15 protein-coding genes are annotated in these 14,230 nt (G+C 50.0%); 14 read left to right on the top strand and 1 reads right to left on the bottom strand.

The window, feature by feature from the left end; all coding sequences use genetic code 11:
- The 14 genes from LT85_RS24930 to LT85_RS24865 all read left to right on the top strand — a co-directional run bounded on the left by LT85_RS24930 (nt 1) and on the right by LT85_RS24865 (nt 13,762).
- Nucleotides 1-867: a type IV secretion system protein gene (locus LT85_RS24930; protein ID WP_040126124.1), complete on the top strand. Its 867-nt coding sequence runs from the start codon at nt 1-3 to the stop codon at nt 865-867.
- Nucleotides 864-1,544, top strand: coding sequence for a type IV secretion system protein (locus tag LT85_RS24925; protein ID WP_040126155.1), 681 nt, complete (start codon nt 864-866; stop codon nt 1,542-1,544). Before LT85_RS24930 ends, LT85_RS24925 begins: the two co-directional genes overlap by 4 nt.
- A gap of 25 nt (nt 1,545-1,569) precedes the next feature.
- On the top strand, nt 1,570-2,364 hold the full coding sequence (virB9, locus tag LT85_RS24920) for a P-type conjugative transfer protein VirB9 (protein ID WP_040126123.1): 795 nt from the start codon (nt 1,570-1,572) through the stop codon (nt 2,362-2,364).
- 2 nt (nt 2,365-2,366) lie between these two features.
- Entirely contained in the window at nt 2,367-3,554 is a 1,188-nt protein-coding gene (locus LT85_RS24915) for a TrbI/VirB10 family protein (RefSeq protein ID WP_040126122.1), read from the top strand.
- A gap of 10 nt (nt 3,555-3,564) precedes the next feature.
- A complete protein-coding gene (gene virB11, locus LT85_RS24910; protein WP_040126121.1) occupies nt 3,565-4,590 on the top strand; it encodes a P-type DNA transfer ATPase VirB11 in 1,026 nt (341 codons plus the stop codon).
- Nucleotides 4,577-5,416, top strand: coding sequence for a lytic transglycosylase domain-containing protein (locus LT85_RS24905; RefSeq protein WP_052135605.1), 840 nt, complete (start codon nt 4,577-4,579; stop codon nt 5,414-5,416). The genes virB11 and LT85_RS24905 overlap by 14 nt, the downstream gene beginning before the upstream one ends.
- Nucleotides 5,417-5,452: 36 nt before the next feature.
- Nucleotides 5,453-6,016: a hypothetical protein gene (locus LT85_RS24900; protein ID WP_052135604.1), complete on the top strand. Its 564-nt coding sequence runs from the start codon at nt 5,453-5,455 to the stop codon at nt 6,014-6,016.
- An 89-nt stretch (nt 6,017-6,105) separates the two neighbouring features.
- Entirely contained in the window at nt 6,106-6,636 is a 531-nt protein-coding gene (locus tag LT85_RS24895) for a phospholipase D family protein (protein WP_040126152.1), read from the top strand.
- Nucleotides 6,637-6,760: 124 nt separating this feature from the next.
- The gene (locus LT85_RS24890) at nt 6,761-9,037 is read left to right on the top strand and encodes a YadA family autotransporter adhesin (protein ID WP_081992872.1); all 2,277 of its coding nucleotides are present in this window, start codon (nt 6,761-6,763) and stop codon (nt 9,035-9,037) included.
- 97 nt (nt 9,038-9,134) lie between these two features.
- A complete protein-coding gene (locus tag LT85_RS25715; RefSeq protein ID WP_052135603.1) occupies nt 9,135-10,064 on the top strand; it encodes an OmpA family protein in 930 nt (309 codons plus the stop codon).
- Entirely contained in the window at nt 10,061-10,456 is a 396-nt protein-coding gene (locus tag LT85_RS24880; RefSeq protein ID WP_040126119.1) for a hypothetical protein, read from the top strand. Before LT85_RS25715 ends, LT85_RS24880 begins: the two co-directional genes overlap by 4 nt.
- Nucleotides 10,457-10,510: 54 nt before the next feature.
- Nucleotides 10,511-11,284 carry a KfrB domain-containing protein gene (locus LT85_RS25710; RefSeq protein ID WP_052135602.1) on the top strand — a complete coding sequence of 258 codons (774 nt, stop codon included), beginning with the start codon at nt 10,511-10,513 and terminating at the stop codon, nt 11,282-11,284.
- A gap of 40 nt (nt 11,285-11,324) precedes the next feature.
- A complete protein-coding gene (gene ssb, locus LT85_RS24870; RefSeq protein WP_040126118.1) occupies nt 11,325-11,759 on the top strand; it encodes a single-stranded DNA-binding protein in 435 nt (144 codons plus the stop codon).
- A 119-nt stretch (nt 11,760-11,878) separates the two neighbouring features.
- Entirely contained in the window at nt 11,879-13,762 is a 1,884-nt protein-coding gene (locus tag LT85_RS24865; protein ID WP_052135601.1) for an O-linked N-acetylglucosamine transferase family protein, read from the top strand.
- 117 nt (nt 13,763-13,879) lie between these two features.
- On the opposite strand, the gene LT85_RS27010 is transcribed toward LT85_RS24865, so the two are convergent.
- On the bottom strand, nt 13,880-14,230 hold the full coding sequence (locus tag LT85_RS27010) for a hypothetical protein (protein ID WP_040126117.1): 351 nt from the start codon (nt 14,228-14,230) through the stop codon (nt 13,880-13,882).

Raw genomic sequence — 14,230 nt, 5'->3', positions numbered from 1 at the left:
ATGTCTACCCTAACTTTAACAGGGCTTATCGGCGCTGCAGATGGCATCACAACCTCGTTTCTGACACAGACCTATCCTGCTATTGCGTCTGCGATTAGTCCTGCAATTACCTACGCCGCAATCTTGTATTGGGCACTGCTCGGATACAAGGTTTACGCGGGGAACTCGCCGTTGGAATGGCGGGATGTGCTCACAAAAGCCGTGATGACTTCAGCGGTTTTTGGGACATTGAATTGGGGTGGCCTTGCATTGACGATTTACAACATCTTCGTATCGTTTATGGAGTCCGCTGCAGGAACGATTATGGCAGGACAACCAACAGCCAATATGCTCGATGCCCTATACACCAATGCCGACAAGGTGTCAGAAACGCTTCGCGGTGTTGATTGGTATCAGGTCAACGCGATCTTGGAAGGTATGGGCATATTGATTGTCAATACAATTTTATTCGGCGTTGCTCTGGTCTACATGACTATCGCCAAATTTGGATTGGCGATAACGATGGTGCTTTTGCCGTTGTTCATCGGTTTCGCCATGTTTAGCCAAACGAGACAGTGGTTCATGAATTGGCTAAGCATGATGTTCAATTTTTCGCTGGTCTACATCCTAGTGATCGCTATTGTCCGATTCGGATTTTTGGCATTTGGCGATTACATCGATGAGGTTGGTAAAGCGGCCGGCTTCATTGATGCCAGATTAATTACCGGCGAACAAGTTTCCTATCTCCTCATCATCGAAGCTGTTTTGATTATTTTTATGTTGCAGATCAAAGGATGGGCTGCCGCTCTCTCCGGCGGTGCAACGGTCGGCGGCGCTTCGTTATTAATGATGGCTGTCCGAACTCTTACTACAAAAGGTGCCAAATAATGTTTAGAAAAAACACGTTCAAGGATGATCCAAAGACTCAACAGACACAAGTTGGCGGGGTCAATAAAGTCAAGGTTGAACGGAATCGCTCAAACCTGTTTGGTGCTGGCTGCATTATCGCAATAGTTAGTTTGGGGGTGGCGGTAGCGTACCTGGCTGCTAACCAAAAAGTTATTCCGGTAGTGAGTGTGTTGGATGCGAACGGTCATGTCATCAAGCAGCAGGTCGTGACCAAGGAAACTATCACTGGCTTGGAAAGTTTTGTCGAAAGCGATATCAACACTTTTATTACGGCCTGTAACACGTTTGATCCTAATTGGCGTCAACGCAACGCTGATTTGTGCCGCCTGCACTCGACTGTTTCGGTAGCAAAGCAGTACGACCATGAGACTGCCGCCGACAATCCAGACAATCCTTATTACAAGCTGCAGCCAGGCGCAAGACGTTACCCGGTTATTACGGCCATCAATCCTCTTGGTGATAAACGCGACGCTTACCAGGTTGAATTTAAAAGCGTCACGAAAGATAAAGATGGTGTGGAAACGTCCGAATACTACACAGCCATGATACGCAACATCTATACGTTTAAGCCGCTTGCGCTTGGGGATCGTTGGGAAAATCCATTGGGATTTGCCTCAACTTCCTACAGTAAGAGCCAACGATTTAGCGCTCAATAATCTCATCGCACATACAAGGAAAATCATGAAGAAAAATACCCTTTCTATCGCCGCCGCCACCATTGCCGGCGCTTCGATGTTTTCGGCGTTACCGGCGCATGCCGCGAAAACGCCGAACTCGTTGGTGTCGGATCAACGAATCAAACAAGTAGCTTATGACGCGAACCAGGTGTATGAAATTGTTGGCACCTACGGCTATCAGACAACGATTGAGCTTGCGCCGGACGAGGTTATCAAAGTTCGTACGATAGGTGACTCGATTGCTTGGCAAACGGTTATTAGCGGAAGCCGGGTGTTTGTTAAGCCTGTCGAGCCCAATGCAGCCACAAATATGACGCTTGTGACTAACAAACGCACCTACTTTTTCAAACTCAACAGCTCTTCAAAGCAGGGTGACATAACGTTTTTGGTGCGATTCATATACCCAAACGCGAATTCAGTCGATGTTGTGTCGAACGCTGTTCAGAGCCAAAGTAACGACCGTACGACAAAGGGATTTGATCCAGCGAAGACAAACTCCCACTATTTCGCTGCCGGTGACAAGACCACAATTCCGTTGAAAAGTGTTTTCGACGATGGTGAATTCACGTGGTTCTTGTTCGAGAAAAACTCCGAAAAACCGGGTATTTATATTGTTGGTAGCGATGGGAAGGAGTCGGTTGTAAACACGCGCAGGGACGGCGAGTACCTAGTAGTTGAGCGACTTGGTCATATGTTCACGTTGCGTAACGGTGATGCACATTTGTGCGTAGAGAATATAGCCATTAATGCCAAGAAATTAGCAAGTAGCGCTAGTGACTTGAAGGGCGGGGGGCATTAATAATGGCAACTACGCAACCATTAGATTCTCGGGATCAGGCCGTAGATTCTTGGGAGAAAGAGACTAACGCGTCGATTGTTGCCGCGAGTCGTAAAAAGAAAATGAACGGCGTTGCGATAGGCGTTATTGCTGTTTCTGCCATCGTCGCGGTCTATTTTTTAAAGGGGCGAGAATCAAAATCTGCCGCATTACCTGACGCTAATCTGACGGTGGCGCCGCGTAAGCCAGTACCTCAGCTCAAGGAACAGTCCGCCGCAGTTGTACCGGCTGTCACGCCGACAGCAACACCAGCTAGCCAACAAGCTGCGGATCCGCAAAAGGCCCAGTTGGAGCAGCAGCGCGAAGAGCAGGCGCGCAAATTTTTGGAGGCACGGAGAAAATCGGCAATTGAGCCTAGTGGTGTCAGCGCGCAGGCGGGGCCGTCCACGGCGGCAGATGCGCAAGGACAGGCTGGATTGGGCGCGGGAACTGCTGGAGACAAAGGGGCGCAGGATACCAATTCACGGTTTGCCCGTTCAGTGTCGGGTACAGGGGTTCCTGTAAGTCTCGCATACAACATCACAGACCTGGAATACAAAATCCTTCAGGGTAAGGTTCTTGATGGAATCATCGTTCCAAGGTCTATCTCTGATTTGCCGGGAACCATTTGCGCTACGATTCAAAGCGATGTGTATGCAGAGCGCGGCCGCTTGAAGCTGATTCCTTGGGGTTCGCGAATGTGTGGCGTCTATAACTCGTCCTTGGCCAAGGGGCAGAGTCGCATGTTTTCAGTCTGGAATACCTTGCGCACGGCCAACCCAGATAACACTATCAGCGAGGTTGTGCTGGACAGCATCGGGTCTGACCAGCTCGGTACGTCGGGTATTGGCGGGTTGGTAGACACGCATTTTGCCGAAATATTTGGCACATCATCCTTGATTTCAATCATTGGCGCTGGTGCGTCTAATACTGGGGTGTCCACTGGCGATCAAAACAACTCTTCCTCCCAATATCGTCAATCGGTCCAGCAAGCAGCGGCTCAGACCTCGCAGTCGGTCCTGGCGCCCTATATCAATATCCCTCCAACAATTACTGCTCCGGCCGGTACGCGCATTCGCATTTTTGTGAATCGGGATCTGGATTTCTCAAAAATTTATAAGAAACAAGCGGACGCAGCCAAGCAGCAAGACGGCGCAGTTCTTATTGACTGAAGGAATTTAAATGTCTCAAATCGCATCGTTCCGGCAAAAACTGGCTTCTATGAAGCCATACCTTGATGAAGCCAAGGTCACTGAATTGGTGGTCAATAAGCCTTTTGAAATGTTCGTTGCACGGCAGGGGCAGGGGTATATGGAGCGCATCGACATGCCGGAACTGTCGTATGCGCTCCTGGAGTCCTTGGCAGACGTTACGGCGTCGTATTCCAGCCAGGAGACAGATCGAGAACGCCCGTTGTTGTCGGCAACGATGCCTATTGATTTGTCTGATGGTGTCGATGATACCGAGCGCGGTGGTTATCGCGTCCAGGTTGTCAAGGCGCCGGCTGTCGGGGAAAAGACAATGGCACTTTGTATTCGTAAGCCCTCATTGTTGGATCTCACCATTGAGGATTACAAGAAGCAAGGCGCCTTCAACAACATCAACGAGAAAAAGGAGAGCGTCGAATATTCGAACGAAAACCTAACACGGATGTGCAAGGAAAAAGACTGGGAGGGATTTTTACGGGGGGCCGTGCTGACGCATAAGAATATAGTGGTTTCTGCCGGAACCAACACAGGTAAAACGACGTTCCTTAATGCCTTGCTCAAGACGGTTCCGGACTATGAGCGGATTGTGACGATTGAAGATTCTCGAGAAATACGGCCGCCGCAGCCGAATTGTTTGCACTTGCTGTACTCGCGTGGTGGCCAAGGCGTTTCGAAAGTTTCTGCAATTGATTTGTTGGAGGCGTCATTACGGCTGACGCCTGACAGAATCATCATGGGTGAGCTTCGTGGTGCAGAAGCTTATTCGTACCTTGAAATGCTTAATACCGGGGCGGGTGGATCGATAACGACGATCCACTCAAATAGCCCGGCCATGATGTATGAACGTCTTTCGATGATGGTGCTACGCGCTGGTATTGCGTTAAATCAGTCGCAAATTATCGACTACGCCAAATCATTGATCCAGGTGGTTGTTCAATTTTCCTACGATAAAAACAGTGGGCGCCGCTTCATCTCGGAGATCCTTTATGAAGGCAATTAATCTGCTGCTGGCGGGGATCAGTGTATGCAACGCATTGCCATTGATGGCTATTGCGGCGCCGGCTGTTCCGCCGCACCTCACGGAGTTTGAAGAACTGGTTGCCAAATGCGCTCCTGATATCCATCCGCAAACATTCAAAGGTGTCGTGACGACAGAATCGACATTCAATCCGTTTGCCATTGGCGTCGTCAATGGGAAGTTGGCGCGGACTCCACGCAGCCAGGCCGAAGCGGTCGCGACCGCAAAAACTCTGGAAAAGGATGGCTTTAATTTCTCCCTAGGGCTGGCTCAAGTCAATCGATACAACCTCGCCAAGTATGGCGAAACCTACGAAACGATCTTTGAGCCGTGCCGCAATATCAAGGCCGGCGCGGCAATCCTTAAAGATTGCTATGTAAGAGCAAAAGAAAAAATCCCGAATGAACAACAAGCCTTGCGGGCTTCGTTTTCTTGCTATTACAGCGGAAATTTTACGCGTGGCTTTCGGCCAGATCGGCCTGGCGAAACTAGCTATGTTCAAAAGGTGGTTTCCAATGCGCTCAATTTAAGCAGTCCAACAACGGTAGTTCCAGCCGTTGAGCAGCAAAGCGGCGATGTTGCCGTAGCAGTTCGTGCGGTCGGTCGCCAGCCGCTGCAGAAATTGGCGAAAGCCAGCCAGGGCGGTGACTGGGTAAGTTTTGGTGATGTACCGCAGTTAGCGCCTGCCAAGACCGACGAGCTACCGCCGGTTGTTATTGAGCCAGTTGGAAAGCAGGAAGCGATTCAGGTTCAACGGGGAGGCAATACAGATTCTGGTACCGATGCGTTTGTAATGGTGGTTGATTAATTTGATTAATTCGCAGTTTATTTTTTGGAATTGAAAATGATTAAGAAAATATTGGCAGTTCTGTTGTTGGTTGGTGCCACAGGAGTCACTGGCGCCGCTCAAGCTAGTGAATATGGCTGTACGGTATTGTTGTGCCTGGCCAATCCTAACGGCCCGACTGCAGCGCCTTACTGTGTCTCGTTCATTAATCGTTTGTACGACGATCTGACGCACGGTAGGCCATTTCCTAGCTGCGACATGTCGGACAAAAACGATAACGGTGCGAACTACGCACAGATGGTCAATGACCCATACGACCCTTGCCCTGATCCGCTACAAGCCGCACCACAAGGAATCAATGTTGTTCAAGCTTTACCAAACGGGTCCACCGTTGACACTCCGCAGCTTGGCGATCAAACGGATCCTACGAACGGGAATGGCAAGCGCGCTTGCGTCGGGAAACTACTTAGCTCCTATCAAGCCGGGAATATTGACGACGGCAATTACGTGAACGTGTATGACAAGGTTGTTTGGCAGAAGCAGCAATCGCCTATGGCGATTGATGTCTATATGCAGCGCAAATTCAGCCTGCGAATTCATTTGAATTCGTTGGCACAGTGAGAAAGTAGGAATATTTTATGCGTCGAATATTTCTAATGTCCTTGTGCCTTACTTTTGGTCCTGGAGCAGTCGCTGGCAATCTTGGGTCCATGCTAAATCAGTTCAATGATGCTATGACCGCTAATCAGGCAGAGGCGCCTGCAGCTCAATCTGTCGAAGCCGCATTCTCTCCTGATGGTAGTGGTGAGGCCCTGGTATTGAAGGCGATACGGGCTTCAAGGTCGTCAATCCGCTTGGCGGCATATTCATTTACGTCGCCCCCGGTCGTGCGATCGCTAATTGATGCAAAGCGTCGGGGCGTCGATGTTGCTGTGCTGGTGGACTATAAGAATAACCTGCAAGAGACTCGAACAAGCGCGCCGCAGAAAGCGCTTAATTTGCTTGTCAACGCAGGCATTCCTACCAGGACAATCAATACGTATCCAATTCATCATGACAAATACATCGTGATCGATGGGCGGCACGTCGAGACGGGCAGTTTTAACTACTCATCCGCTGCAGCGAAAAGTAACAGTGAAAACGTCATAGTCGTTTGGAACAATCCGCAAATTGCTGGGCAGTATATCGCGCACTGGCAAAGTCGCTGGCAGCAGGGAGTGACATATCAATCCAGTTATTAATTGAAAGAGAGGTCCCTTGATTTATATCGTCGTCTCATAAGTATGCGGTCGGTACAGGTGTTGTAGCACCCGCACCGATCTAACCAAGTAACAATTTCCACGTCTCAATGAAAAGGTATTACAAATGGCTACCACAATTATATGTTCTAAAAAAGCAGTAATCAAAAAAAAATTTCCATATGGAAAAACGGCGTTATCTGCAGCACTTTTCATCGCATTTTCCGTACCATCTATGCATGAGGCAAATGCGGGAACTTTGCTTTGCGAGGGCCCTAGTGCTGTGATGCAGAATGGAGGAACGCTTCCTGGACTCACTGGCGGTCAAACCGGTACATGGACTGCCTATACTGGCAACACCGATATTCCCTTGCCCGCAAACCTCGGTTTCGTGCTGGATGCGACCCCTAGCAGTACTTGCCCAACAGGCACGACGAACGCTGGATATGCGGCGACAACTAGTGAGTTGACGACTCTCATTCAAAGTAGTGCCAATCCCAGCACTGTCACCTATAACAATGGAGGCACCACGGCGAATCCAGGAACTGTGACTGTAGCACCTGGCGTCAATGGTACGGATGCGGTGAATGTCAATCAACTCAATACCGTCAGCACAGCAGTAACAAACCTAAGCACCTCTGTCTCCAGTTTGAGTACCAGCCAAACCGCCTTGAGTAGTACAGTTTCAACTTTGAGCACGTCTGTTTCAGGCTTAAGTACCAGTCAAACGGCATTAGGTCAATCTGTCGCATCCAGCTTGGGTGGCGGTTCATCTTACAATCCTGCCACTGGCGCTATCACGCAACCATCCTACACTGTCAACGGCAGCACTTACAACGACGTCGGAAGTGCTTTGGGTGCGGTGAGCACTCTGGCCGCGAATAGTGTTCAGTACGACGATCCAAGCCATAGCGCAATTACCTTGGGTGGCGTCGGCTCTACAACGCCTGTGAGTCTGCATAATGTAGCTGCAGGTGTTGCTGGCACAGATGCGGTCAATGTGAATCAGCTCAATGCGGCTGGCGCCAATACTTTAAACCAAGCCAACACGTACACCGACCTTAAAACCAAGTATTTTCAAGCAAATAGCACCGGCGCGGCATCGAGCGCAACCGGCACGGATGCGGTTGCAATCGGGCCGGGAACAGTGGTCGCCGGGAATTCGGCAATTGCTGGTGGTTTGAACGCAACAGCTAGCGCCGACCAAACCGTGGTTTTTGGTGCGAATTCTGTTGGCTCAGCCGTTGGTGCTGTGGCGGTAGGTGCAACGTCTGCCGCAAGCGGAGTCGGCGCGGTCGCGGTAGGGGACAACTCAACTGCCGCAGCTGCGAATACCGTAGCTGTTGGACAATTATCTAAGGCATCTAGCGCTGGTGCTGTTGCAATCGGTTTCAATGCTCAGGCGACAGGCGATCCAACAGTTGCAATCGGTGCAAATTCACTCGCCCAAGGCAACAATTCTGTGGCGCTTGGTGCTGGCGCTCAGGCGACTCAAGCGAACTCAGTAGCATTGGGGGCCGGTTCGACTACAGCGGCAACAATTGCCACCACCGGCACGACGATCAATGGAACTGCTTACAAATTCGCCGGGACTGTGCCGCTCGGCACAGTCAGCGTTGGGAGCGTCGGTTCCGAACGAACCGTCACAAATGTGGCCGCCGGCCAGGTCAACGCGACTAGCACCGATGCAGTAAACGGCAGTCAGCTTAATGCTACGAATCAGTCCGTAAATGCGTTGGGCAGCAACGTCAATGCACTTGGCACTTCGGTGGCTGGGAACTTGGGGGGCGGAGCAACCTACAATCCGGCCACTGGGGCCGTTACTGCACCAAGCTATACGATCAATGGCGTTACCTACAATAGCGTTGGCGGCGCTATTGGCGCGGTTGGAAGTTCCATTGCGGCGAACAACACAAGCGGACTGCCCAATCCGGTGGCATCGGGCGCCAATTCAGTTGCGATTGGCCCTGGTTCCGTCTCCGATCGAAGCAATACCGTCAGTGTCGGGAGCGCCGGGGCTGAACGTGCCATCGCCAACGTCGCTGCAGGTACGTACAGCACGGATGCCACCAATCTCGGTCAAGTAACGGGCATGGTGAATTCTGGCGTAAGCCAAGCCGATGCCTACACAGACAGCAAGCTCGGGCAGTTTTCACAGCAAGTCACGAAACAAATGAATGCTGTCGGCGCTGCATCGATGGCCGCATCGTCCCTCATTCCCAATGCTCGTGCCGAAGGTAACTTCCAGTTGGCTGCGGCCATGGGCACCTACGCGGGAGCGACTGCTGTAGCTGTGGGAGCTAACTACTGGGCTTCGGACAGATTTCTCATCAACGCCCATTTTTCACACGCAACGAGCGGTGGAAAAATGGCGACTTCGATTGGAGCAACCTTAGGCTTCTAAATTCAATTGGGAGTGGTGTCAATACACCACTCCTTTCACTTCGATAACCACATGCAACTTATTGTGATTTTCCATAATAAATTGTGAGGATATACCCATGCTAAAAAATACCATTTTGGCTCTGGCGGCCCTATGCACTGGCTCAGCATTTGCAAGTGTTGCCACGGAAGCCGACGCTTTGATGCCAGCAGCAAAAAAAATTCCAGACTCGTTTCAGCGCGGTCTAGCTGAAGGTTTTTTGGAAATAGCCGCCCGACAGGACCGAGAGGTGCTGGTATCCAGCACTTTCAACGATGTAGCGCCGAAGGCATTACAGAACGGGAGACATTTTGTTGATGGTAGTGCTCCCTTTATCCCTCTGTATACTGTCAAAAACTGGCCTTCACGACCGAATTGGGCCAAAGCCATCCGCGAAATAGAAGTAACTAATATCCATGCTTCTGCGTCTTCTTGTAAGAGCGAGTCGGCCGGCCGATTGGCTGTTCTCACGGATGAAATATGGAAAGAGCAAGAAGAGACGCATGGTACGCGCTGGGTTCATGGCTGGGCGCAGATCGAACGGGCCAAAAAATTACGTCTCGACGTTGAGCGTGACATGGCAGATTGTGTTGCGCCAACACCGCCTCCTTCCTTACCTGTAGTTGCGCCAAAAGCCAAGCCGATTGTTTTGTCTGCGAGTACGACATTCAAATTTGACAGTGCTGCACTCACGCAGGAAGGAAAGCAGATCGTCAATATTTTGGCGCAACGAATCAATACCGCGCCACCCGAAAAAATCGCCGTCACAGGCTTTACAGATCGACTCGGATCAGTGCAGCACAACGCAACACTGTCGAAGGCTCGTGCCCAGACAATCGCCGATGAACTGAAAAACGATGGCGTCACAAGTACGTTCACCGTTCAAGGCGCAGGGTCATCATCCCCATTAATTGCATGTCCTGGAAAAGAGTCTCCGTCTGTCATCGCCTGTCTTGCCCCCAATCGACGCGTTGAAATTCTCTCATTACCACCAGGAGAGACCAGATGAAATATCTGGCGCTTGGGGTAAAAATTTTCGTAATCGCCACTGCTGCACTGGCGTTCATTTTTTTCTGGCAAATCTTAGAGATGTCGAGCGCGAGTGATTCTGCTAGGCGCTTGGCAGGGAGGGAGTGGGCCAGCATATCCGCATCTCGCATTGCTTTCTTCACTGCATACGAAAACGAGTGTGAGCATCCAGATTTTAATGCGATGCGGAATGAGACTAAGAAGCATCTTTTGTCATTCAGAGAATGTTCGCAAAATCTGGCTTTGGAAAAATCCAGCTATTTCGATATGTCGGTGGAAGAGGCCGAAAGTTTAGGGCAGGCGATGCAGGTTGCAACTGACCGTATTGTCCTGCCGGTGCCGCTCCGTTGGATCCAAGACTTAAGCATCTGAACTCGTTGCACTGCGATATGCCGCCTCTCAGTTGTCCTGGGTAGGCGGTATTTTATGTTTAAAAATAGAGAGGATTTGTATGATTCCAAATTTGTCGCAGCTGATCGGAACCGCCATGCGAGCAATTATTCGAAGGGCTATCTGGATGTTACCGAAACCTGTGTTTTGGGGTCTGTTTTGCGTCGTAATTATTATTTCTTATTTCTATGGTGGGGCGCATTAATTTTATTGGGAAATAAAATGAAAAAATTTCAAAATGATTTAAAGAGGTCTGTCGAATTGGAGGTCATTAACGACGCACTTCAACTGATTAGACAAGGAAGACGCGATAAATTGACACAGGAAGAGCGGGTTGGTTTCGTGCGAATTTTGGAAAGCACTATGCAATCGCAAGTGAAAAATCAAATGCCGTCCGCGTATGAAATGGCTGCCATGAGTGCAGCACGGTCGTTTGTCTATAACGACTCACGTGATGCTCTCAATCCTTTTAAAAACGAATCTCTGCGCGGTGTTTATAAAAGCGAGAAGGCTTTCATGGAGAAGGGAAATTTTGTTCTGCTGGCCGAAAAAGGCGGGCAATACAACGGAACGATTACGAGTGTGGATGATAAGTATGTCGTTCAGCTGGTCAAAATCAACGGTCGAGAGCGGAACGTTCAGCACGAACGCATAGCGCTCAGCAGTTTGAATAGAGATTTATTGAGGGCCGGGGAAAATGTTGAAATACGGTATCCAGCTAATCGGGTTGGTATTGTCAAGGAGTTCGGCAGTAAAGAAGCGCAAGGGAAAATCGACAAAGGGATTGAGCCGAAGAGCTTTGGTCGATAGTTGCAACGCAATTACTATTTAATACAATAGGAGAGTCATCGTGGCATCAATCAACAAAGTCATCATCGTCGGCAATCTCGGCCGCGACCCGGAAACACGCTACATGCCGAACGGCGAAGCGGTCACCAACATTGCCGTTGCCACCACGGAAAGCTGGAAAGACAAGAACAGCGGCGAGAAAAAAGAATTAACCGAGTGGCACCGCATCACCTTCTACCGCAAGCTGGCGGAGATCGCCGGCCAGTACCTGAAAAAAGGTTCGCAGATCTACGTCGAAGGCCGCCTGCAGACGCGCAAGTGGCAAGACAAGGACGGCGCTGAGCGCTACACCACCGAAATCATCGCCGACACCATGCAGATGCTCGGCAGCCGTCAGGGACCAGCCGGTAGTGACACATCTCCTGGTCTTGCAGGTGCGTCGTCGGAGGGGCCTCATACGTCGCAGGATCCTAGGGGGGATGACATTCCGTTTTAAAATATACCTTTTTTAATTCGTAAACAAAGTTCGCGCAGCCCTTACGAGGGCTGCGTTTTTTTGGAGGTTGTTGATGAAGTGCTTTATAACGTGCGACGAAAATCGAATGGAAAAGAACTATGCCTGACTCCGGTTTAGCAGAAATTTTAAAAAATGCGCAGGCGTTTTATCAATGCGGGGCATATGTTGATGCCGCGAAGTCTCTTGAGGCGGCATTGAAGATAGATCCAACGTCAGTTGAAAACTGGTATTACAGGGGAGTAGCGCTACAGAAAATGGAAGAACACGCTGCCGCAATTACGTGTTTTAGAGAGGCGTTGGCATTTTCTCCGGACTCATTTGAACCCGTGCATGATTTGGGTGTTTCCCTACAGGCGATCAATAGAAACGTTGATGCACTAGCTTGCTTTGACAAGGCTGTCTCGCTGAATCAAAAATCCTTCGAAGCTTACTTGAATCGCGGCATTGTATATAGCAAACTAGGAAATTATAAAGCTGAGTTAGAGAATTATGATGTCGCTCAAATACTGAGGCCGGATGACGAAACTCTGTTGATGAATTATGGGGTGGCTCTGCTTCAAACCGGCCAGTTTGCAAAGGCAGTCGTGCATTTTCAGCGAGTATTGAAATTGGATGCTTACACTGAATATGCGCGCGGATTACTCTTGCATGCAAAAATGATGTGCTGTGATTGGTCTGGATTGAATCAGGAACTTCTGTCATTACGGGTTGAAATAAGCGAAGGAATACCTTGCATCGATCCGTTCTACCTGTTGGGTCTGTCTGACTCAATGCCGGACCAACTACAGGTAGCGAAAAAATTTACGGAGAAGCATTATTCACGGTCAAGCGTAACACTAGGCGGATCGCAAAAATATTCACATAATCGCATTCGCATTGCGTACCTATCCGCCGACTTTCATGAACACGCCACTGCGTTTTTGATGGTTGAGTTATTTGAGCTTCACGATAAAAGCCGATTTGACGTCATCGGAATATCTTTTGGCGAAAATGATAGAAGCGTAATGAGAAAGAGACTCGAAGCGAGTTTCGAAACATTCATCGATGTTAGCGCCAAGTCGGACAAGGAGATCGCGGATATTGTTAGGGCCTTAGAAGTTGACATAGCTGTCGATCTGAAAGGATATACGACAGACGCAAGACCTGGCGTCTTCGCATACCGGCCAGCGCCGATCCAGATCAACTATCTCGGATACCCCGGTACTATGGGCGCGAAATTTATCGACTACCTTATTGCGGACCAGTTTATCGTTCCAGAAGATCATCAACGGTTTTATGCAGAAAAAATTGTCTATCTCCCTGGTTCGTATCAGCCAAATGATACAAGGAGAGAAATTGGCGATAAGCCGCATAGTCGCGATGACATAGGACTTTTAGATAAAGATTTCGTTTTTTGCACATTCAATAATAGCTACAAAATAACGCCGCAGTTTTTCGATATCTGGATGCGTCTGCTTCAAGAGGTCAGTAATAGCGTGCTCTGGATGCTGAGTAAGTCGCCCGAGCAAGAAAAAAATTTACGTAAAGAGGCAGAAATAAGAGGCATCAGTGGAGATCGACTGATTTTTGCTCCGCATATGGAATTGAAATCGCACTTAAGGCGCTTGCAACTTGCTGATTTGTTCCTGGATAGCTTGCCTTATAACGCGCATACAACCACCAGTGATGCCCTTTGGGCTGGCTTGCCACTGGTCACCTGCGTAGGAACAACGTTTGCTGGCCGCGTTGCCGGTAGTCTGCTTAATGCGGCAGGAATTCCAGAATTAATTACGACATCACTGGAACAGTATGAACAGCTGGCGTTGGATTTGGCAACCAATCCGACGAAGCTGTTAACATTGCGCCAGAAACTTAAAGTGACAAGCCGAGAAAGCGCATTGTTTGACTCAAAACAATTTTCTAAACACTTAGAAAGTGCCTACATAACCATGTGGGAGGCGTACCAGGCCGATGCAAGCCCGGCGCATATCTGGGTGAAATAATATTTTGTCGTATGCATTACTGGACACTCATAAATTGCTAATTTCTCCAAAGTTCTTTGGTTTCTTCTTTATCCCTGGCACCGAGATATCAAAAAAAAAGGCGCCCGAGGCGCTTTTTTATGTCTGATCGGAACAGACGCCAGGTGTTCGCCCTGGTTGTTCTGATCGGAGATCCGGTGCCAGCTGCAGGGAGCCGCCGCCGGCAGCGGCGCCGGCCAGCTGCTCGACCAGATAGGAGCGCCTGGCCGTGGACCTGGTGCCGGCCGCCAGGATCCGGACTGACATCGAGCTGCAGGAGTGGGCTGCGCCGGCGCAGCCGGCGCCAGGTGTTCGCCCTGGTTGTTCCGATCGGAGATCCGGCGCTAGCTGCAGGGAGCCGCCGCCGGCAGCGGCGCCGGCCAGCTGCTCGACCAGATAGGAGCGCCTGGCCGTGGACCTGGTGCCGGCCGCCAGGATCCGGACTGACAT

The organism is Collimonas arenae (assembly GCF_000786695.1).
Lineage (GTDB): Bacteria > Pseudomonadota > Gammaproteobacteria > Burkholderiales > Burkholderiaceae_D > Collimonas > Collimonas arenae_A.
This window is presented reverse-complemented; position numbering and strand designations above follow the sequence as displayed.

Coding starts and splice junctions, on each gene's coding strand:
- LT85_RS24900 (WP_052135604.1), top strand. CDS start 5,453: ATGATTAAGAAAATATTGGCAGTTCTGTTGTTGGTTGGTGCCACAGGA.
- LT85_RS25710 (WP_052135602.1), top strand. CDS start 10,511: ATGTTTAAAAATAGAGAGGATTTGTATGATTCCAAATTTGTCGCAGCT.
- LT85_RS24865 (WP_052135601.1), top strand. CDS start 11,879: ATGCCTGACTCCGGTTTAGCAGAAATTTTAAAAAATGCGCAGGCGTTT.
- virB9 (WP_040126123.1), top strand. CDS start 1,570: ATGAAGAAAAATACCCTTTCTATCGCCGCCGCCACCATTGCCGGCGCT.
- LT85_RS27010 (WP_040126117.1), bottom strand. CDS start 14,230: ATGTCAGTCCGGATCCTGGCGGCCGGCACCAGGTCCACGGCCAGGCGC.
- LT85_RS24880 (WP_040126119.1), top strand. CDS start 10,061: ATGAAATATCTGGCGCTTGGGGTAAAAATTTTCGTAATCGCCACTGCT.
- LT85_RS24905 (WP_052135605.1), top strand. CDS start 4,577: ATGAAGGCAATTAATCTGCTGCTGGCGGGGATCAGTGTATGCAACGCA.
- LT85_RS24890 (WP_081992872.1), top strand. CDS start 6,761: ATGGCTACCACAATTATATGTTCTAAAAAAGCAGTAATCAAAAAAAAA.
- LT85_RS25715 (WP_052135603.1), top strand. CDS start 9,135: ATGCTAAAAAATACCATTTTGGCTCTGGCGGCCCTATGCACTGGCTCA.
- LT85_RS24915 (WP_040126122.1), top strand. CDS start 2,367: ATGGCAACTACGCAACCATTAGATTCTCGGGATCAGGCCGTAGATTCT.
- virB11 (WP_040126121.1), top strand. CDS start 3,565: ATGTCTCAAATCGCATCGTTCCGGCAAAAACTGGCTTCTATGAAGCCA.
- LT85_RS24895 (WP_040126152.1), top strand. CDS start 6,106: ATGCTAAATCAGTTCAATGATGCTATGACCGCTAATCAGGCAGAGGCG.
- LT85_RS24930 (WP_040126124.1), top strand. CDS start 1: ATGTCTACCCTAACTTTAACAGGGCTTATCGGCGCTGCAGATGGCATC.